This is a genomic window from Nocardia vulneris (assembly GCF_001613425.1).
In the GTDB taxonomy this organism is placed as follows: Bacteria; Actinomycetota; Actinomycetes; order Mycobacteriales; family Mycobacteriaceae; genus Nocardia; species Nocardia vulneris.
The window spans coordinates 62669-80284 of record NZ_BDCI01000031.1; the positions used below are offsets into that span (position 1 = coordinate 62669).

18 protein-coding genes and 1 pseudogene are annotated in these 17616 nt (G+C 68.5%); 6 read left to right on the forward strand and 13 right to left on the reverse strand.

Going from position 1 to position 17616, the window contains the following annotated elements; all coding sequences use genetic code 11:
- Nucleotides 1-25 precede the first annotated feature (25 nt).
- The gene (locus tag NVU01S_RS29400) at nucleotides 26-1294 is read left to right on the forward strand and encodes an ArsB/NhaD family transporter (protein WP_052281282.1); all 1269 of its coding nucleotides are present in this window, start codon (nucleotides 26-28) and stop codon (nucleotides 1292-1294) included.
- Nucleotides 1295-1308: 14 nt separating this feature from the next.
- On the opposite strand, the gene NVU01S_RS29405 is transcribed toward NVU01S_RS29400, so the two are convergent.
- The 7 genes from NVU01S_RS29405 to NVU01S_RS29435 all read right to left on the reverse strand — a co-directional run bounded on the left by NVU01S_RS29405 (nucleotide 1309) and on the right by NVU01S_RS29435 (nucleotide 6630).
- Nucleotides 1309-2187, reverse strand: coding sequence for an inositol monophosphatase family protein (locus tag NVU01S_RS29405; protein ID WP_244467508.1), 879 nt, complete (start codon nucleotides 2185-2187; stop codon nucleotides 1309-1311).
- Nucleotides 2169-2849, reverse strand: coding sequence for a hypothetical protein (locus tag NVU01S_RS29410; protein ID WP_052281281.1), 681 nt, complete (start codon nucleotides 2847-2849; stop codon nucleotides 2169-2171). Before NVU01S_RS29410 ends, NVU01S_RS29405 begins: the two co-directional genes overlap by 19 nt.
- On the reverse strand, nucleotides 2849-3739 hold the full coding sequence (locus NVU01S_RS29415) for a hypothetical protein (RefSeq protein WP_014986475.1): 891 nt from the start codon (nucleotides 3737-3739) through the stop codon (nucleotides 2849-2851). The genes NVU01S_RS29410 and NVU01S_RS29415 overlap by 1 nt, the downstream gene beginning before the upstream one ends.
- Before the next feature lie 357 nt (nucleotides 3740-4096).
- Nucleotides 4097-4354 (reverse strand): YciI family protein, encoded by a 258-nt coding sequence (locus NVU01S_RS29420; protein WP_043680227.1) that lies wholly within the window; start codon nucleotides 4352-4354, stop codon nucleotides 4097-4099.
- A complete protein-coding gene (nusB, locus tag NVU01S_RS29425) occupies nucleotides 4351-4860 on the reverse strand; it encodes a transcription antitermination factor NusB (protein WP_014986477.1) in 510 nt (169 codons plus the stop codon). Before nusB ends, NVU01S_RS29420 begins: the two co-directional genes overlap by 4 nt.
- 30 nt (nucleotides 4861-4890) lie before the next feature.
- The gene (gene efp, locus NVU01S_RS29430) at nucleotides 4891-5454 is read right to left on the reverse strand and encodes an elongation factor P (RefSeq protein ID WP_042262614.1); all 564 of its coding nucleotides are present in this window, start codon (nucleotides 5452-5454) and stop codon (nucleotides 4891-4893) included.
- A gap of 48 nt (nucleotides 5455-5502) precedes the next feature.
- Complete coding sequence (locus tag NVU01S_RS29435; protein WP_043680232.1) at nucleotides 5503-6630, reverse strand: M24 family metallopeptidase; 1128 nt, start codon at nucleotides 6628-6630, stop codon at nucleotides 5503-5505.
- Nucleotides 6631-6866: 236 nt separating this feature from the next.
- Between NVU01S_RS29435 and NVU01S_RS29440 the strand changes: the two genes are divergently transcribed.
- The 4 genes and pseudogenes from NVU01S_RS29440 to aroB all read left to right on the forward strand — a co-directional run bounded on the left by NVU01S_RS29440 (nucleotide 6867) and on the right by aroB (nucleotide 11543).
- The gene (locus NVU01S_RS29440) at nucleotides 6867-7319 is read left to right on the forward strand and encodes a prepilin peptidase (RefSeq protein ID WP_043680235.1); all 453 of its coding nucleotides are present in this window, start codon (nucleotides 6867-6869) and stop codon (nucleotides 7317-7319) included.
- Between the two features lie 458 nt (nucleotides 7320-7777).
- A complete protein-coding gene (gene aroC / locus NVU01S_RS29445; protein ID WP_175068924.1) occupies nucleotides 7778-8998 on the forward strand; it encodes a chorismate synthase in 1221 nt (406 codons plus the stop codon).
- Nucleotides 8995-9513: pseudogene (locus tag NVU01S_RS45020) on the forward strand (shikimate kinase); the annotation flags it as partial. The gene aroC and the pseudogene NVU01S_RS45020, both read left to right, overlap by 4 nt.
- A 908-nt stretch (nucleotides 9514-10421) precedes the next feature.
- Nucleotides 10422-11543, forward strand: coding sequence for a 3-dehydroquinate synthase (gene aroB, locus NVU01S_RS29455; RefSeq protein WP_043682941.1), 1122 nt, complete (start codon nucleotides 10422-10424; stop codon nucleotides 11541-11543).
- Nucleotides 11544-12067: 524 nt separating this feature from the next.
- Here the strand turns inward: aroB and NVU01S_RS42685 are convergent.
- Nucleotides 12068-12592, reverse strand: a complete 525-nt coding sequence (locus tag NVU01S_RS42685) for a hypothetical protein (RefSeq protein WP_167829472.1) — start codon at nucleotides 12590-12592, stop codon at nucleotides 12068-12070.
- Nucleotides 12593-12936: 344 nt separating this feature from the next.
- Between NVU01S_RS42685 and NVU01S_RS44325 the strand changes: the two genes are divergently transcribed.
- Nucleotides 12937-13761: a DUF1206 domain-containing protein gene (locus NVU01S_RS44325; RefSeq protein WP_167829473.1), complete on the forward strand. Its 825-nt coding sequence runs from the start codon at nucleotides 12937-12939 to the stop codon at nucleotides 13759-13761.
- A 370-nt stretch (nucleotides 13762-14131) separates the two neighbouring features.
- Here NVU01S_RS44325 and NVU01S_RS29470 read toward each other — a convergent pair whose 3' ends face one another.
- The 5 genes from NVU01S_RS29470 to NVU01S_RS29495 all read right to left on the reverse strand — a co-directional run bounded on the left by NVU01S_RS29470 (nucleotide 14132) and on the right by NVU01S_RS29495 (nucleotide 17552).
- Nucleotides 14132-14383 (reverse strand): hypothetical protein, encoded by a 252-nt coding sequence (locus tag NVU01S_RS29470; RefSeq protein WP_043682948.1) that lies wholly within the window; start codon nucleotides 14381-14383, stop codon nucleotides 14132-14134.
- A 751-nt stretch (nucleotides 14384-15134) separates the two neighbouring features.
- Entirely contained in the window at nucleotides 15135-15365 is a 231-nt protein-coding gene (locus tag NVU01S_RS29480; RefSeq protein ID WP_043682955.1) for a hypothetical protein, read from the reverse strand.
- A gap of 28 nt (nucleotides 15366-15393) precedes the next feature.
- On the reverse strand, nucleotides 15394-15861 hold the full coding sequence (locus NVU01S_RS29485; RefSeq protein ID WP_244467570.1) for a B-4DMT family transporter: 468 nt from the start codon (nucleotides 15859-15861) through the stop codon (nucleotides 15394-15396).
- 48 nt (nucleotides 15862-15909) lie between these two features.
- Complete coding sequence (locus tag NVU01S_RS29490; RefSeq protein WP_043682985.1) at nucleotides 15910-17163, reverse strand: RNA polymerase sigma factor; 1254 nt, start codon at nucleotides 17161-17163, stop codon at nucleotides 15910-15912.
- The gene (locus NVU01S_RS29495) at nucleotides 17160-17552 is read right to left on the reverse strand and encodes a YciI family protein (RefSeq protein ID WP_014986492.1); all 393 of its coding nucleotides are present in this window, start codon (nucleotides 17550-17552) and stop codon (nucleotides 17160-17162) included. The genes NVU01S_RS29490 and NVU01S_RS29495 overlap by 4 nt, the downstream gene beginning before the upstream one ends.
- Nucleotides 17553-17616 lie beyond the last annotated feature (64 nt).

Sequence of the window (17616 nt, forward strand, 5' to 3'; positions counted from 1 at the left end):
CCCCAGTATGGCCCAGGCCAATAGCATGGCAGTCGTGCCCGAACAGGTCGACTCCCCCGAGCGCAACATCCCGCCGCACCCGTCGGCGGCCGCCGAGCGGCCCCGCTGGGGCCTCAGCGTGCTGGATTGGGTCCGGATCGCGCTGCTCGTCGCCGGTGTGCTCTGCGTGCTGACCGGGCTGCTGCCCAGGGCCGAAGCCGCGGACAACATGCGCCGGATCGGTCCGCTGCTGCTGTTTCTCGGCAGCGTGATCGTGCTGGCCGAACTGACCCGGCAGGCCAAGGTGTTCGATGTGATCGCGCACCGGCTCGCCATCCTCGGACGCGGCTACTATCCGGCGCTGTTCCTGCTGTGCGTCCTGTTCGCCTCGGCGACCACGATCCTGCTCAATCTCGACACGACCGCCGTGCTGATCACTCCGGTGATGCTCGCACTGGCCGTGCCCGCCCGCATCCCCCCGCTGCCGCTGGCCATGACCACGCTCTGGCTCGCCAACACCGCCAGCCTGCTGCTGCCGGTCTCCAATCTCACCAACCTGCTCGCCGCCGACCGGGTCGCACTGACCGCGACCGAGTTCGCCACGAAAATGTGGGCGCCCCAGCTGGTTTCGATCGGCGCGACGATGTTGTGCCTGTGGCTGTGGTACTGGCGGCGGGGCCGGCGCGACACCGACCGGTACCTGCCGCCCGAACCGGTGCGCCCCGCGAACGCGAAAGAGCGTGCGCTGCTGTACACCACGGCGGGCGCCTGCTTGCTCTTCATCGTCGCGATCCCGTTCGTCGGTGATCGCATCGGGATCGCCGCGACCATCGCCGCCGCCATCGCGGTGCTGGCGTTCGCGGTGTTCGACCGCCGATCCCTGCGGTGGTCGCTGATTCCTTGGCAGCTGCTGGTTTTCGTCGTCGGCCTGTTCCTGGTGGTGCCCACCCTCGGCAGGCTCGGGCTCTCGGACCTGATGCACACCTTGATCGGCGACGACTCGGGCGCGGCAGGCGCGTTCCGCGCGGCAGGCGCGGGCGCGGCGCTGTCGAATATCGCCAACAACCTGCCCGCCTACACCGCGGGCGAGGCGGTGGTACCTGCCGCGAATCACGCTCAGCTGCTGGCCCTGCTCATCGGCACCAACATCGGGCCGGTGGTGACGCCGTGGGCGTCCCTGGCCACCCTGCTCTGCCTGGAGTTCTGCCGCACGCACAACGTGCGCGTCCCGATGCTGCGCTTCGTGCTCACCGGGTTCGGGCTCGCGCTGCTCGGTACCGTCGGCGCGGTCGCGGCACTGCTCGTCGCCGGATGACGGTGGGCACGAGGCTATCCCGGCCCCGGCAGGCCCGTCACCTGGACCGCACTCGCCGATTTCACCAGCAGGGTCAGCTCGGGCAGCACCGCAGGACCGCCCGCGATGAAATCCACCTCGCCCGTCGGCAGATCCAAGCGCTCGTCGAGGGCCGCACCCTCGAAATCGGTGATGTGCATCCCGGATTCGCGGGCGAGCAGCGCACCGGCCGGGAGGTCGACCAGTCCGGCCCGATAGCCGACGAAACCGTCGATATCGCCGCTGCTCAACATGACCCAGCACAGCAGCGGTGACCAGAGCTGGATCAGGCGGCGCGAGGACGATTCCAACGTCAGCCGCAGTGCACGGGCGGTCGAATCGGTGCGGGTGACGGGATACCCCTGGAGCCACGCGAGGACCGGAGCCGCGCTGGGCTGGGACGCCGTCGGCACGAGCGGCCCGTTCGGTCCGGTGGCGCCGCGCCCGCGCACCGCCGTCCAGGTGCGGTCGGCGATCGGCTCGTGCACCACCCCGACGACCGGAGTCCCGTTGTGACACAGCGCGATACCGACCGTGCAGACGGGCAGCCCGATCGCGATGTTGTTGGTCCCGTCCAGCGGATCCACCACCCAGCACCAGGCGTCGTCGCCGCTGTCGAGCACACCGGATTCCTCGGCAAGGATGCGGTGCTGCGGGAACACGCGCCGGATGTGGCCGAGGATGATCCGCTCGGCCCGCAGGTCCAGATCGGTCACCACGTCACCGCTGGCGTCCTTGGTGCTGACGGTCAGCGCCCCGAGCAGACCGTCCCGGATCGCCCGGCCCGCTTCGACCGCGGCGGTGACCGCGACATCCGCGGCCACGTCCAGCAGCGTGCCGGGCAGCACCTGATGCATCACGTCGCCTGTTCGCATCGGTTCTCCAGTTGATTCGGTCGGGTGTGCAGATGATCGAGCACGGTTTGCGCGGCCCTGCGGGATTCGGCCGGGGTGCAGGGGGTTCGGTACACCCAGTGGTCGGTGGTGGCGAGTGTGCCGAGGGACAGGTCGGGGTGGCCGCGGTTGTCCTCGCCGAGTACCACGGTCGCCGCCGCACCGCGCACGTCGGACACGTGGAACGCGCCGTGCGGCAGGGTGTAGACCTCGCCCGCGCGGAACTCCTCCCGGGAACGGGTGCGATAGGTGGCCAGACGTTGCGTCGCACGGACCAGGTCACCGTCCGCGGCGCTCTGGATCTCGAACAGCCGATGCGTGGGACGTGCGGGGGCACTGTCGATTTCGAGGATCTCGTTGCCGACCGTGCCGTACAGCACGGTGCTGAGCAGATCCCAGCTGTGCGCGTGCATCGGCGAGGTGGTCGGCTCGGCGAGCCCGCCCTCGGTCCAGACGTGCACGCAGACGCCGAGGCCCTCCCCGCGCCACACCGGAAAACACAAGAACCCCAGCGGATGTCGCACGGCGGTCAGTTCGGAGCTACCGTCGACCACGCCCGCCAACACGTCACGCGCCCAGCGACGCACCGCATTCGCGGCGTCCTCCGCGGCGAGCAGCGTGCGTAGTCGGGCGTATTCGTTCATCAGTACGGATTCCTGGGCTGCAGCGCGCGACGCACGATATCGGCGACGTCGCGATCGGTGAAAGCGGCCGGTAACTCCAGACCCAACGTCTGGAACACGCCGCGAACCTGGTCCACGGTCGGCTCGTCGGAGAGCGGCAGTTCCTCCGTGCGACTCAACGGAACCTGTTTGGTCTGCTTGAAACTGGCGACCAGCTCGCGATTGAAATCGCGGTAGTAGGGCTTGTCCCGCTCGAACATCATGGCCGGCGTGTTCGGATTGTCCTGCGTGACAATGACGCAACTGGAGGACAGATCCCAGCGGAAGGTCGTCATCACCGCCGACAACCCGATATCGATGGTGAGGAAGGTGAATCGCTGCCGATACCAGCAGCCCGCGAGCACCGTCGCGTACGCCTCCTTGCGGGTGCGCTCGGTGGTCCACAGCTCACCGGTGCGGTCGGCTTCGGGCTGCAGCGACGAACGGAACTGCGCGTAGGTCTTGCACAGCTGCTCGTCGGTGGGGTCCAGGATCTCCAATTGCACGCGCAGCGGGCGTTGTTCGCGCCGGGCGTTCTCCACGCATTCGCGCAACGTGACCGCACGAATGTAGGTTCCGGTGCCGCCCTTGAACATCCACTGCTCGGTGCCGCGCCGGGCGAGGGTGTGCGCGTGGCCGATCTCGGGCCCGTACAGCAGATGCACCGAGGTCGCGTCGCGCACCGCCTTCGCCGACAGATGCCGATCGCGCAGCAGCGTGATCGCGACCAGGCCGAGCACCAGCAGCATCGCGGCGTTCACCTGGTCGGTACCGATGACGTCGAGGAACTGCAGCAACCCCACGGTGATCGCGAGAAGCACCGCGAAAGAACCGTCGACATTGTTGCGGAACCAGATCAGAAACCGTGCCATGCGCTCCCCTGCGTTTCCACCAGAATAGGCGGCCCGAATCGCTCCGGACGAGGGAAACGAGAAGTCGTGCGCGCCAACGGACGTCCCTGGCATGGTCGCACGGCCGCGGTTTCCCGGCACGGGTGGCCCACGGCACAGCCCGCCGACTTGACCTCGAGTGCGGTTGAGCTAGCAGGATGACAACCGGCCGCAGAGAACACTCGGCGGCCGGATGCCCGGCGATCCGGGCGGCCCGCTCCCGCCGGTTCCCGTACACCCCCGGCGGGAGCGTACGGGCCCGAACGCGAACGCACCCCTGCGGTTTCCCGCACGACCGGAATGGGTGCGCAGAATCGGCAGGGGTGCGTGCGGAACGCGCTATGCGGGCGTCGTCGGTTCCCACTCGTAGACGGTGACGTCCGAGGACCCGGTGGTGTGCACCGGATCGGCGAACGCGAGAGCCTTTGCCGCGTCGAGATTTTCGGCGGTCACGAAGTACGCGCCGCCGGTCCCGTCACCGAACTTGGCGCTCTCCACCAGCTGCGCGCCCAGATCTTTCAGGAACTGCTTGTGCGGTGCGATCACGGCCGGGTCGAAACGCGGCGTGCGCATCGCCAGCACGAGGAACTTCTTCACGCCTCGGGCTCCGGACGCGGCGCGCGGGTCGCCGCCGCGGCGGCCCGGACCTGCGGCGCGACCAGCACCACCTGGCCGAGCACGCCGTTGACGAACGACGGGGAGTCGTCGGTGGACAGCTCCTTGGCCAGCTCCACCGCCTCGTCCACCGCGACGACCGGCGGAACATCGTTGGCGTGGAACAACTCCCACACCGCGATGCGCAGGATGGCGCGGTCGACGGCGGGCAGCCGGGACAGCTCCCAATCCTTCAGATAGGACTCGATGGTGCCGTCCACCCGGTCGAGGTCGTCGGCGACGCCCTCGACCAAAGTGTGGGTGTAGGCGTGCACCGGCGCGACCGCCTGGTCGCGCGTCGCCAGCTCGGTCCGCTCGTCGAGCAGGTCGGCCGGATCCACGTCGCGCGCCTCGGCCTCGAAGAGCAGGTCGACGGCCCGGCGCCGCGCCTTGTGCCGCGTGCCGAGCTTCTTGAACGTGGACTTCTTGTCCAACGGCTGTTCAGCCACAGTCACCATTATCCTGCTCGCGCGCGGCGATCAGGCGTTGACTCGGCCGAGGTAGCTGCCGTCGCGCGAGTCGATGCGCAGCTTGTCGCCGGTGTTGATGAACAGCGGGACCTGCACCTCGGCGCCGGTCTCCAGGGTGGCCGGCTTGGTGCCGCCGGTGGAGCGGTCGCCCTGCAGGCCGATATCGGTGTGCTGCACCTCGAGCTCGACCGTCACCGGGAGCTCGACGTAGAGCGGGGCGCCCTCGTGCGTGGCGACCTGGACGGTCATGTTCTCCAGCAGGAACCGGGCGCCGGGGCCGATGGTCTCCTCGGAGATGGAGATCTGATCGAAGGTGTCGCCGTCCATGAAGACGTAGTCCGAACCGTCGTGGTACAGGTAGGTCATGTCCCGCCGGTCGACGGTGGCGGTCTCCACCTTGACGCCGGCGTTGAAGGTCTTGTCGACGACCTTGCCGGACAGCACGTTCTTCAGCTTGGTCCGCACGAAGGCGGGGCCCTTGCCCGGCTTGACGTGCTGGAATTCGACGATCTGCTGAAGCTGACCGTCGATCTTCAGCACAAGGCCGTTCTTGAAGTCGCTGGTGTCCGCCACTGTCCTCGGATCTCCTAGTTCGTAAACAACATGGGGGTCGAACCGGCGTCAGTCGACGACGGTCAGGTCTTTGCCGGTGTTGGTGAGCAGCTCCGGGCCCCCTTCGCGCACCACGAGCGTGTCCTCGATCCGGACCCCGCCGCGGCCGGGAAAGTACACACCAGGTTCGACGGTCACCGCCACGCCAGACAGAAGTGTACCGGTTCCGTTTTTCGCGAGTCCGGGCGCTTCATGGATCTGCAGCCCGACCCCGTGGCCGAGGCCGTGCACGAACAGCGCCCCGTGCCCCGCGGCCTCGATCACACCGCGCGACGCGGCGTCCACGTCGGCGGTCTTCGCGCCCGGCCGCAACGCCTCGCACCCGGCCTGCTGTGCGGCCCGCACCAGCTCGTACACCTCGCGCTGCCAGTCGCTGGGCACGCCGAGGACGAAGGTGCGGGTCATATCCGAGTGGTAGCCGCCGACCGTCGCGCCGAAGTCGAGCTTGACGAAGTCACCGGCGGCCAGCACCGCCTCGGTGGGCCGGTGATGCGGGACAGCCGAATTCGCGCCCGCCGCGACGATGGTCTCGAACGACACCGCGTCGGCGCCGTGCTCGAACATCGCCCATTCCAGATCCCGGGCGACCTGCCGTTCGGTACGGCCCGGCCGCAGGCCGCCGCGCTCGAGCAGGGTGGCCAGTCCCGCGTCACCTGCCGCGCAGGCCGCCCGCAACTGTTCCACCTCGTAGGCGTCCTTGACCATCCGCAGCTGCTCGACCAGGCCGGGGGTGGCGACGAACTCGAGCCCGGTGCGCTGCTCGACGAAACCACGATGCTGATCCACCGTGACGATGTGGCTCTCGTAGCCGATCCGGCCGAGCTGCCACTCCCCGGCCAGCTCGATGATGCGGCGGGCGGTGGCCTTGGCGATCTCGGCGCGCAGATCCGGCACCTGCTCGGCGACCTGGGTCCGGTAGCGGCCGTCGGTGCCGATGACCGTGCGATCCTCGGCGTTGCGCATGTCCCAGGAGTGCACCAGCAGCGCCGCGTTCGAACCGGTGAAGCCGGTGAGGTACCTGAGGTTCACCAGATCGGTGACCAGCAGACCGTCCACTCCGTTCTCCACCAGCAGACTCCGCAGCGCGCCACGCCGCGCGGCGTAGTCGGGTGCATGGCCCACGTGATCAGCACACATGTGTCAAAGCTACCGCCGACACGCCGAATGGCCACATACAACACGTGTACCGAGCGCTGCCCGGACGCTGACCCGTCGCCGTTTCGTGGCCACGGCGTGCCGGAATTCCGTTGCCGCTCATCGATTTACCCATACCGGTCGGCATGCGAGGTGCTGGATGTTCACATCCGGAAAAGTTGTCCCCATTTTGTGCCCGAGGGGTGGTTCCGGGGCGCGAGCGGACGAGGCTGGACGACATGACTTTCCTCGCGTTCGCCGCCCTCCTCGCGTGGTGCGCGGTGCTGAGCGTCAGCGATCTCCGGCACCGGCGGCTACCGAACGAACTGACCGGTTCGGGCGCCCTCGCGGTCCTCGGATATGCCCTGTCCACAACACAATTCACAGCCGCGCTGCTGGGCGCGGGCCTACTCGCACTCCCCTATCTTGTGATCCACCTACTCGCTCCCGCAGCGTTCGGCGCGGGAGACGTGAAGCTCGCGTTCCCGCTGGGTGCGGCCGCCGCGCTCGGCGGTGGTCAAGCCTGGGTGTTCGCCGCCCTCGGCGCACCTGTGCTCACCGCCGTTGCCGGCCTCGCCCTGCTCGTCACCCGCCACCTCCGAACACCCACCGTCCCGCCCCCTCCCCTACCGCACGGCCCCGCAATGTGCCTGACCACGATCACCGCCCTCGCAGTCGCTTACGTCCACTGAGGTACCCGGTTCACGCACCGGTTTCGTGTTCGCGCACCCGCTGCAGCCAGCCATAGCGAGTGCGGGAACGCAGTAGGGGTGCGGCTGGTAGCGACGAGGGCACGGGCGGGTGGACCAAGTGACAGGTCCACAGAAGGTTCGTACGGTTCACAGGGGTTGTAGTTGCTGTGAACCGTATAGAAGGTCTGTGGGTCCTCGGCTCGCGGTGAAACACGCCGAGGCGCAACGCCACCCGCTCGATACCGCCGGCGACCCGTCGGTGCACTCCCGAAACAGCATCACCGCCCGGTGACCACGGTGGAACACGGCACCGCCGTCTGACACGCGAACCTCACCTGACGCACACAGCACCATCCCTGCCAATCGCGGGGTTCAGCTGCGGGTCGGCGGGGGAACGGGCGAACGTGCCTGCCATCACGGCGGGCCGCGTGCCGGTCCTGGGGCGTCCACATGGGAAGATGGAGCACGTGTTGCGCTGGATAACTGCCGGAGAATCCCATGGTCCCGCTCTCGTCGCCCTCCTCGAAGGAATGGTGGCCGGAGTCGAGGTGACGTCCGACGAGATTTCCGCGCAGTTGGCGCGCCGCCGACTGGGCTACGGGCGTGGCGCCCGGATGAAGTTCGAGGCCGACAAGGTGACCATCATCGGCGGTGTCCGGCACGGGCGCACCATGGGCGGCCCGGTCGCGATCGAGGTGGCCAACTCGGAATGGCCGAAGTGGACGACCGTCATGTCCGCCGACCCGGTCGACCCGGCCGAACTCGCCGACCTGGCCCGCAACGCCCCGCTCACCCGTCCCCGCCCCGGGCACGCCGACTACTCCGGCATGCTCAAGTACGGCTTCGACGACGCCCGCAACGTGCTCGAACGCGCGAGCGCCCGAGAGACCGCGGCCCGGGTGGCCGCAGGCACCGTGGCACGCAATTTCCTACGCCAGGCGTTCGGCGTCGAGGTCGTCTCGCACGTCGTCTCGATCGGCACGGCGCAGAACAGCACCGGCGTGGTCCCGACCGCGGCCGACCTCGCGGCCATCGACGAGAGCCCGGTGCGCGCGTTCGACAAGGACGCCGAAGCCGCGATGATCGCCGAGATCGAAGCCGCGAAGAAGGACGGCGACACCCTCGGTGGCGTCGTCGAGGTGGTCGTCGACGGCCTGCCGGTGGGGCTCGGCTCGTTCATCAGCGGCGCGGACCGCCTCGACTCGCGACTCGCCGCGGCGCTCATGGGCATTCAAGCGATCAAGGGCGTCGAGGTCGGCGACGGTTTCGAGACCGCGCGCAGGCGGGGCAGCCAGGCGCACGACGAGATGCGGCCGGGCCCCGACGGCGTGCTGCGGTCCACCAACCGCGCGGGTGGTCTCGAGGGCGGCATGACCAACGGTGAAGCGCTGCGCGTGCGTGCCGCGATGAAGCCGATCTCGACCGTGCCGAAGGCGCTGGCCACCGTCGACATGACCACCGGTGAAGAAGCCGTCGCGATCCATCAGCGCTCCGACGTGTGCGCGGTGCCCGCCGCGGGTGTGGTCGCCGAATCCATGGTCGCGCTCGTGGTCGCGCAGGCCGCGCTGGAGAAGTTCGGCGGCGACTCGATCAGCGAGACCCTGGAGAACATCACCAGCTACGTCAAGCGGATCGGCTCCCGCCCGCACCTCACCCCCGCCGACACCAGCCCACAATGATCGTGCAGACCGATCCGCGCGCGCCGCGCGTGGTGCTGGTCGGACCGCCCGGCGCGGGGAAATCGACGATCGGCCGCAAGCTCGCGAAGGAACTCGGCGTCGAACTCTACGACACCGACGCGGGCATCGAACGCGAGACCGGACGCACCATCCCCGAGATCTTCGCGACCGACGGCGAGCCCGAATTCCGCCGCATCGAAGAGCGGGTGGTGCGGCGCGCCATCCTCGCCGAACGCGGAGTCGTCTCGCTCGGCGGCGGTGCCGTGCTGTCCAAGGACACCAGGGCGCTGCTGCGCAACCGCACCGTCGTCTACCTGGAAATCAGTGTGGGCGAAGGACTTCGGCGGACCGGCGCGAGCACGAGCAGGCCGCTGCTCAACGGCGCCGATCCCGCCGCCAAATACCGCGAACTGATGCGCAAACGCCGCCCGCTCTACCGCGAGGTGGCCACCGTCCGGGTGCGCACCGACGGCCGCAGCCCCGGCCGAGTGGTCAAAATGGTGCTGGCCAAACTCGGCCTCGAACCGGTGCATCCCGCTACCGGAACCGAATGCGACCCCACCACACCACCCCTGATCCAGAGTGCGCCGGACACCGCAAAACCACAGGGCAGCAGTCGCTCCCGCGCCCGCCGCCGCGCCCGCGCCCGTGCCGCAGCCCGCCGCGCAGCCGGCCTGACCCAACCCGAAACCACCGACACACCGTCGGTCCCCACCGGCAAGTCCGACACGACCTCGACCGCCCGCAGCTGGCGATCCCGTCGCGCCACCTCATCGAAAAAGACCACCCCGGAACAAATCCCACCCCCCGACCACCCCACCGACACCGCACCCACAAAACCCGAAGGCCCACTGACCCGCCGCTGGCGCGCCCGCCGCCCCGCCGGCCCCCCAACCGCGTCAACGAGCGCCGTCGAACCGAGCGGCACAGGCAGCGCGGACGGCACGGTCGGCGCAAGCAGCGCGAGCGGCACGGTCGGCGCAAGCAGCGCAACCGGCACAGTCGGCGCAAGCAGCGCAACCGGCACAGTCGGCGCAAGCAGCGCAACCGGCACAGTCGGCGCAAGCAGCGCAACCGGCGCGAGAGACTCGGGCAGCGCGAGCAACACGACCGGCATGAGCGGCGCGAGCAACGCGACCGGCGCAAGCAGCGCGACCGGCATGAGCGGTGCGAGCGATGCGGGCGGATCGACCGGTGCGCACAACATGACCCGCGCGGGCAACGCAACTCACGCGGGCGACGCGGCCGTTGCAGGTGACGCGATCGCGGCGGGCAACGCTGGCGAATCGAATGAGCAGTCCGGTGCAGCGGAGGAATCCGGTGCCGGTGGGTCGAGTGGGCGGGCGCGGCGGGCGCGGGCTCGTCGGGCACGGGTTCGGGCACGGAAACAGCAAGAAGCAACTACAGAATCGGAGCAGTAGTCGTGAATGAGCCGAGTCGTATCGAAGTTCGTACCGCCGACCCGTATCCGGTGATCATCGGCCGCGGGTTGCTCGGTGAACTCGTCGAGTCGGTCAGCGGCGCGACGAAGGGCGTGCGGACGGTGGCGATCTTCCATCAGCCGCCGCTCGCCGAAACCGCCGAGGCGGTGCGTAAAGCGTTGGCCGACACCGGCCTCGACGCGCACCGCATCGAGATCCCGGACGCGGAGGCGGGGAAGGAACTGGCGGTCGCCGGGTTCTGCTGGGAGGTGCTCGGCCGGATCGGCTTGACCCGCAACGACGTCGTGGTGAGCCTCGGCGGCGGCGCGGCCACCGATCTGGCCGGTTTCGTCGCCGCCACCTGGATGCGCGGCGTCCAGATCGTGCACGTGCCGACCACGCTGCTGGCGATGGTGGACGCGGCGGTCGGCGGCAAGACCGGAATCAATACCGAGGCGGGCAAGAACCTCGTGGGCTGCTTCCACGAGCCTGCCGCGGTGCTCGTCGATTTGGCGACGCTGGAGACGGTGCCGCGCAACGAGATCGTCGCGGGCATGGCCGAGATCATCAAGGCCGGTTTCATCGCCGACCCGGTGATCCTCGAACTGGTGGAGCGCGATCCCGAGGCGGCGCTCGACCCGAAGGGCGAGGTACTGCCCGAGTTGATCCGGCGCGCGATCCAGGTCAAGGCCGATGTCGTCGCCGCCGATCTGAAGGAGTCCAGCCTCCGCGAGATCCTCAACTACGGCCATACGCTCGCGCACGCGATCGAGCGCCGCGAGCGCTACCGGTGGCGTCACGGGGCCGCCGTTTCCGTCGGCCTCGTTTTCGCCGCCGAACTCGGCCGTCTCGCGGGCCGCCTCGACGACGCCACCGCGGACCGGCATCGCGCGGTGCTGGAAAGTGTCGGCCTGCCGGTCAGCTACGACGCCGACGCCCTCCCCCAACTGCTGGACTCGATGCAAACCGACAAGAAGACCCGCTCGGGTGTGCTGCGCTTCGTCGTCCTCGACGGACTCGCCAAGCCCGGCCGGCTCGAAGGCCCCGACCCGACGCTGCTCGCCGCCGCCTACTCCGCGATCGCCCGCGAAGGCACCCCGAGCACCGGCGGCATCCTGCTCTAGGCCACGCGCGAATCCGCCTCCCGCGTAACAGATTTGCCTCCTACGCAGGAATTCATCGACGGATTCCTGCGCGGGACGCCAGTCTGTACGCACCAGTCACGACCGACCCGTCCAGTGTGCCTCTCACACACGGGATGCACCGACAAAGTCATACGCAATCGGCCACATTGCGCAGCACCCACGACCGACAGAGTCGGATTCGCCTCTCACGCAGGGCATCGCCGAGAAGTCGTCGACCTCGGTTCGGCTGTAACCCGCCCGTCCGGCTCAACCGTCACCCGTCCGACTACAACAGCGTCCGCATACCGCGCTGACCGAACCGGCCTGGTGCAGCGAAGACCAAGCAGCTGTGGCCCATCCACTGACCGCTTGCCGTACCAGCGAACCAACGCGGAACATCGCGTCGGGAGCGGAAGCGCCCAGACACGCGCGGCGAGATCTTCTGCCGTGCAGAACATCCGATAGTGCCTGCAGGCTCACCCGGACGGCTTCGACTGCAATGGGTCGTGAAGATCTTGCATCAGTCACGATGTCGGCCGCAGAACCTGCGTTACCTTCATTCGGTCGGCGTCGAAGTGCGCCGTGATTTCCCGGCCGTTGTAATCGATGATGCTGACCGTGCCGCGTCCGGTGAAGGACACGCGCTGCGGACATGGCTGACTTTCCGGTGCCTCCCACAGATCGGTCTGCCTGCTGAACAGGCCGCCGCGCTCCCGCAGCCGGACGCCGCAGATGGTGTCGATCATGGCATCTGCGCGGTATCTGACCACCTCGTGGCGACCGTCCGGGCTCGCCGCGACGACCACGTGCCTGCTGTCGTTCGAACCCGCGAGCGGCCACAACAGCAACGACAACAGCACCAGCGGCAGGAGGGGCAGCACCGACAGCGTCAGAACGACGGTGGGCACCAGCCAGTCCCGCGTGCGCCGCCACCCCATCCTCGATGCGAGGCAAACCAGTACCGCCGTCGCGATCCAGCACACCGGCGCAGCCCAAACGGGAAACGCCTGAAACCGATAGAAGCGATCCGACTGCTGGATCACCGGCACTGCCGCGAGATCGACAATCAACAGCGCAGCGACCGAGAGCACCCAGACAATCCGCCGTCGGCGCGACACCCGATCCTTTGCGTGCCCTTGCCCACTCGGCGCGGGAATCGTCTCGTCGGTCGCCTGCTCTGCCAACGTTCAGCCCAACTCATTCGATCGACGTTCGGCTCCGGCAACCGAAACCAGCGCCAGTCTACCGACGTCGTCCGCCGAGCCCGATCTCGTTGAGACGTCACCTATTTCGCAACATTGGCGGCGCGGGAGGTTTGGATATTGCGGTTCGGGCAATGCCCGAATCGTCCGATGTCGGCCCGCGGTTGCGGTTTTGCCCTGGTGTGGTGGTGATGAGGAACTCGAATCAGGTCCATCACGCGGTGGCCGGGAGCGCGCCGTTCCAGTCGGCTGTGCGGGTGGGGCTGGTGGCGTATGGCGTAGTCCATCTCCTTGTGGCCTGGGTCTGCGTTCAGGTCGCGCTCGGTGACCTCGACGGCGGTGGCGTCGGGAAGGCGGACAAGACCGGCGCGCTGCAGCACTTCGCGGAGTACCCAGGCGGCGGGTTCGTGCTCTGGCTCATCGCCGGCGGGCTCGGCTTCGCCGTGCTGCGGCAGTTGCTGAAAACCTTCGCCGGCGCGCGGGACAGCCTGAAGGAGACGCTGCTTCGCGTGATGAACTTCGGCGAGGCAGTCCTGTTCGGCTACCTCGCCTACAGCGCGGCCAAGCTGGCGAACGGGGCGCCGGCCTCGTCGATGGACGAGGCGCAACTCGGTCTCGTCGGCAGCCTGCTCAGCCGGGAATGGGGCAAGCCGGTAGTGATCGGCATCGGGCTCGCCATCGTTGTCGCGGGCCTGTTCATCGCCCGCCACGGGTGGGCGAGGCGGTTCCATGAGGAGCAGGACTTCCGCAAAGTGAGCCGATCGATGGAACGGGTCGTGATCCGGCTCGGGCAAGTCGGTTACGCCGCGCTCGGTGGGGTGTATGCCGGCGCCGGCATACTCGTCGTCGTGGCCGCAGTGCAGAGCCAGCCGCAGAAGGCGACCGGACTGGACGTGGCGCTCAAGACCCTGGCGGTCCAGCCGTACGGCACCGTGCTGCTGCTCATCGTCGCGATCGGCCTGGCCACGTTCGCGATCTTCACCTTTTTCGACGCCCGGTTCCGCAAGATCCACTAGGTTCGCCTGCCACCCCGATATCGACTGCACGGTCTTCCGTCCGCGCCATCGCCCGGCGGCGTGCCATGGCGGCGCAAGGGCAAAACGCCGCGTGGGACCTCAGGTTTCGTCTCCGATATCGGGTTCACCCGGAACGCAACATCGGCCGAAATCGACCGAGGACACACGCAGCAGGCCGAACTGCGCGCTACAGCCACCAGGACTGGCCGCGCCAGATTCGCTTACCGCACAGAGCATTGCCTTCCGCGCACGTATTCGCCGATGACGTCGTACGCAGCGCACCGATACTCGTGCGGCCACGATGCGTCGGGGCCAGATCGCAGGAACGGCGCACCCGGATCGCCCGGGGTGCGCCGTTCGTTGTGCGGACTCAGTAGTTGGAGATCCAGAGGTCGTACCGTCCGTTGCCGTCGTTCCGCGCGACGCACTCGGCCGGCTTCCCCCGCTCGTCCTTGTTCTTCAAGCAATACGACAGTTTGACGTTCGAATCGCCAGGCACACAGACCCAGTTCCAATGCGGCGCGTTCGACGAACAACCGTTCTGCGCGCTCGCCTGCCCGCCCAGCACGATCGCCGACGCAGCGATCGCCATCGCGGCGGCGACCCCGATTCGAGTGATCATGAAATGTCCTCCCCAGGTGAAATCCGTTGGATGACAACACGTTATCGCCTGCATCAGGGTGAAACACGGTGCTCATCGATGAGGGCACGAAGTTGGCAGCACGTCACCGCTGCCAGAACGCGACCGGGAGCAGAACGTCACGAAGTTGGCAGCACGACGCGTCGACGCCACACCCGAGCAGGACTTCATCCCAACGGCCCATCCCCCGGACCCATCCGCGCCTTCGCGGAGGGGCAACCAGGCGACTCACGTCTTGGTCAACCGATCACCAGGCAATGGTGGCGGCATCGGCCGAGAGCCCCCCGCCACCATTACCTGGTGATCAACCGTCCAGCTCGAGCTGAGCACACGAAAGCACGACCGCCGGCTTCGACCGGTCCTCGACGGCGGTCGCGTCGGCCGGGCCGAGGTCGTGTCGGCCGGTGCCGAGATCACATCGGCCGGTGCTGAGGTCGTGTCGGCCGGGCCGCGCGAACCAGGTCACCTTCTCGATACGGAGCGTCTGCTCACCCGGACCCACTCACCATGCCAGCTCGGCAGACCGTCTCGGTCGATCCGCAGACCCCGACGCCGCATCGTCCGGAGCCACGGCCGCACTGGTGGCGCGCCGGGAGCGGGTGCCGCATAGAGCGATCACCGCGGACCACACGTCACGCCGCGCGACAGATCAACCCGGACAACACTTCCGACCACAACGACTCGCGCTACGCGTGCCGAACGCTTGCGTCGGCCGATCACTGCGGACAACACATCACCCCGCGCGACAGATCAACGCGGACAACACCTCCGACCACAACGACTCGCGCTGCGCCACGGCGGCGCGGCCGCCGCCGTGCTGGTCGCGCTGCTGTTCACGCGCTCGCTCTCGGCCGCGCAGGGTGCTGCGGCATCTACTCGCGGCCGCGGTGGTGCTCACGGTCGGCGCCGCGACATTGTGGCTGCTGCGTAATCCGCGTGCCGGACGCTTGCGTCGGCCGATCACCGCACCTTCTCGATGCCGACCGGAAACTTCAGACGCCCGTACTCACCGGTGTCGGCTCGGCGGACCCTTTCGCGGACCGGCGATCGGCCAGCCCGCGTCCGATCCCGACGCCGATCAGGGCGGGGATGAAGACCAGCAGGACGATGAATGCCGCGCCGGCGGTGAGTTCGAAGAGCAGACCGTTGTCGCCGAGGTCGAATTTCGGCAGCCAGTCGAGGATCCAGGCGCTCAGTCCGCTGCCGAGGCCGGCTGCGACCGCGGCCTTCAACCACAGCAGGGTCAGGTCGGTGCCGTACTCGGGGTTGGGGTTGGCCGTGCGATCTTTGCGTCCGTCCAGGAAGCCCCAGTACACGATGGCCGCCAGCAGAACGATCAGGCTGAGCGCCCGCATCCAGACCCCGTGGGTCGGCCAGTACACCATCGCGAACCCGAGCACCGCGCGCAGGAAGACGACCAGCGCGCCGAGCACGATCGCCCGCAACACCCAAGCATTCATGCGCACCACCATAACCCCACGTCCCGCCGAACCAAACTAGAACCGGTATCAGTTTTCTGGCGGGTCGGTCGCGCCGAGGCGGCGCATTCGGTCGTTGAGGTAGCGCTGCTCGGGCACGCTGACGGTCAGTCGCGCCGCCTGCCGATAACTTTCCAGGGCCGCGCGCTCGTCACCGCTCATTTCGAGCAGGTGCGCGCGCACCGCGTGGGTCCGATGGTGACGGCGCATGGACGGGTCGTCGAGCAACGGCGTGATCAGCGCCAGACCCTGGTCCGGACCGAACGCCATACCGACGGCCACCGCGCGGTTCAGTGTGACGATCGGACCGGGCGCGACCTGGTCGAGCATGGCGTACAGGATGCTGATCTGCCGCCAGTCGGTACTCTTCCAGGTCGGCGCCTCCGCGTGCACCGCGGCGATCGCGGCCTGCAACTGGAACCGTCCGACGTGACCGCGCGGCAGCACCCGCTCCAAAATGCCGACGCCCTCCGCGATCAAGGCCCGGTCCCAGCGGGAACGGTCCTGCTCGGCGAGCGGAACCAGATTGCCGCCGTCGGTCCGGGCCGCCACGCGCGCGTGCGTGAGCAGCATCAACGCGAGCGCCCCCGCGACCTCGTCGTGTTCCGGTATGGCGGCGTGCAGCTGCCGGGTGAGGCGAATCGCCTCGTCGGTCAGGCTCGAATCCACCAGTGCGCCACCGGCCGAACGCGTATGCCCCTCGGTGAACAGCAGGTGGCACACGTCCAGTACCGACGCGATGCGCGCGGGCAGCTCCGCCGCGCCGGGGAGTTCGAACACCGCGCCGGCTCCCCGCAGCGTCGACCGTGCTCGCGAGAGCCGTTGCGCCATGGTGCGTTCCGGCACCAGGTAGGCGGCCGCGAGCTGACCGGTGCCGAGGCCGCACACCGCGTGCAAGGTCAACGCGACCTGCGAGGGTCTGCTCAGGCTCGGATGGCAGCAGAGCAGCAACAAGCGCATCGTGTCGTCTTCGTCGCCGATCCGCGCCTGATCGGCCGACGGCGCGACGTGCGCGTCCCCCGGCTGTGCGACGGCCACCGCCGTTTCCCGCCCGGCCCGCGCCTCGTCGGCCCGCACCCGATCGATCAACCGCCGGGACGCGACCCGGATCAGCCAGCCGCGCGGATTGTCCGGCATTCCGTCACGTTCCCACTGCACCGCGGCCGCCTCGGCCGCCTCTTGGGCGGCGTCCTCGCAGTCACCGAGATCACCGTGCCTGCGCAGCAGAGCGGCGAGGACGTAGGGCGACTCGCGCCGCCACACGTCCGCCACCCGCACGCTCATTCGGTGTCGCTGCCCGGCCACATCATGGGTCGCAACTCGATCGTCTCGCCCGGTCCGGCGAACTGCGCGGCGATCTCCTCGGCCCGGGCCTGGCTCTCCACGTCGATCAGGAAGAACCCGGCCAGGTGCTCTTTGGCTTCCGAGTACGGTCCGTCGGTGGCCAGCGGCGCCCCGTCACCCCACCGGTACAACCGCGACGACTCGGGCGCACCCAGCGCCTCCCCGCCGATCAGTTCCCCCTTCTCCTGCATCTCGCCGAGCAACTTCTCGAAGTCCGAACCCCACCGATCCCGCTCCTGCTGCGTCATCGACTGGTACTCGGGCAGGTAATCACTCGTCGGATGCCCCCACGGCTGCGGGTTGGAGTGAATCATCACCACGTACTTCATCACGACTCCTTCGACATCGTGGATGCGTCCTGCTGACCCATCCTCACCCCGAACGTCGGAGCCG

What these genes read in the sequence shown, in the direction of transcription:
- NVU01S_RS29440 (WP_043680235.1), top strand. Translation starts at nt 6,867, where the DNA reads ATGACTTTCCTCGCGTTCGCCGCCCTCCTCGCGTGGTGCGCGGTGCTG.
- aroC (WP_175068924.1), top strand. Translation starts at nt 7,778, where the DNA reads ATGGAGCACGTGTTGCGCTGGATAACTGCCGGAGAATCCCATGGTCCC.
- NVU01S_RS29490 (WP_043682985.1), bottom strand. Translation starts at nt 17,163, where the DNA reads ATGAGCGTGCGGGTGGCGGACGTGTGGCGGCGCGAGTCGCCCTACGTC.
- NVU01S_RS29415 (WP_014986475.1), bottom strand. Translation starts at nt 3,739, where the DNA reads ATGGCACGGTTTCTGATCTGGTTCCGCAACAATGTCGACGGTTCTTTC.
- NVU01S_RS44325 (WP_167829473.1), top strand. Translation starts at nt 12,937, where the DNA reads ATGAGGAACTCGAATCAGGTCCATCACGCGGTGGCCGGGAGCGCGCCG.
- NVU01S_RS29400 (WP_052281282.1), top strand. Translation starts at nt 26, where the DNA reads ATGGCAGTCGTGCCCGAACAGGTCGACTCCCCCGAGCGCAACATCCCG.
- NVU01S_RS29485 (WP_244467570.1), bottom strand. Translation starts at nt 15,861, where the DNA reads ATGAATGCTTGGGTGTTGCGGGCGATCGTGCTCGGCGCGCTGGTCGTC.
- NVU01S_RS29405 (WP_244467508.1), bottom strand. Translation starts at nt 2,187, where the DNA reads ATGCGAACAGGCGACGTGATGCATCAGGTGCTGCCCGGCACGCTGCTG.
- NVU01S_RS29410 (WP_052281281.1), bottom strand. Translation starts at nt 2,849, where the DNA reads ATGAACGAATACGCCCGACTACGCACGCTGCTCGCCGCGGAGGACGCC.
- NVU01S_RS29435 (WP_043680232.1), bottom strand. Translation starts at nt 6,630, where the DNA reads ATGTGTGCTGATCACGTGGGCCATGCACCCGACTACGCCGCGCGGCGT.
- NVU01S_RS29495 (WP_014986492.1), bottom strand. Translation starts at nt 17,552, where the DNA reads ATGAAGTACGTGGTGATGATTCACTCCAACCCGCAGCCGTGGGGGCAT.
- NVU01S_RS29470 (WP_043682948.1), bottom strand. Translation starts at nt 14,383, where the DNA reads ATGATCACTCGAATCGGGGTCGCCGCCGCGATGGCGATCGCTGCGTCG.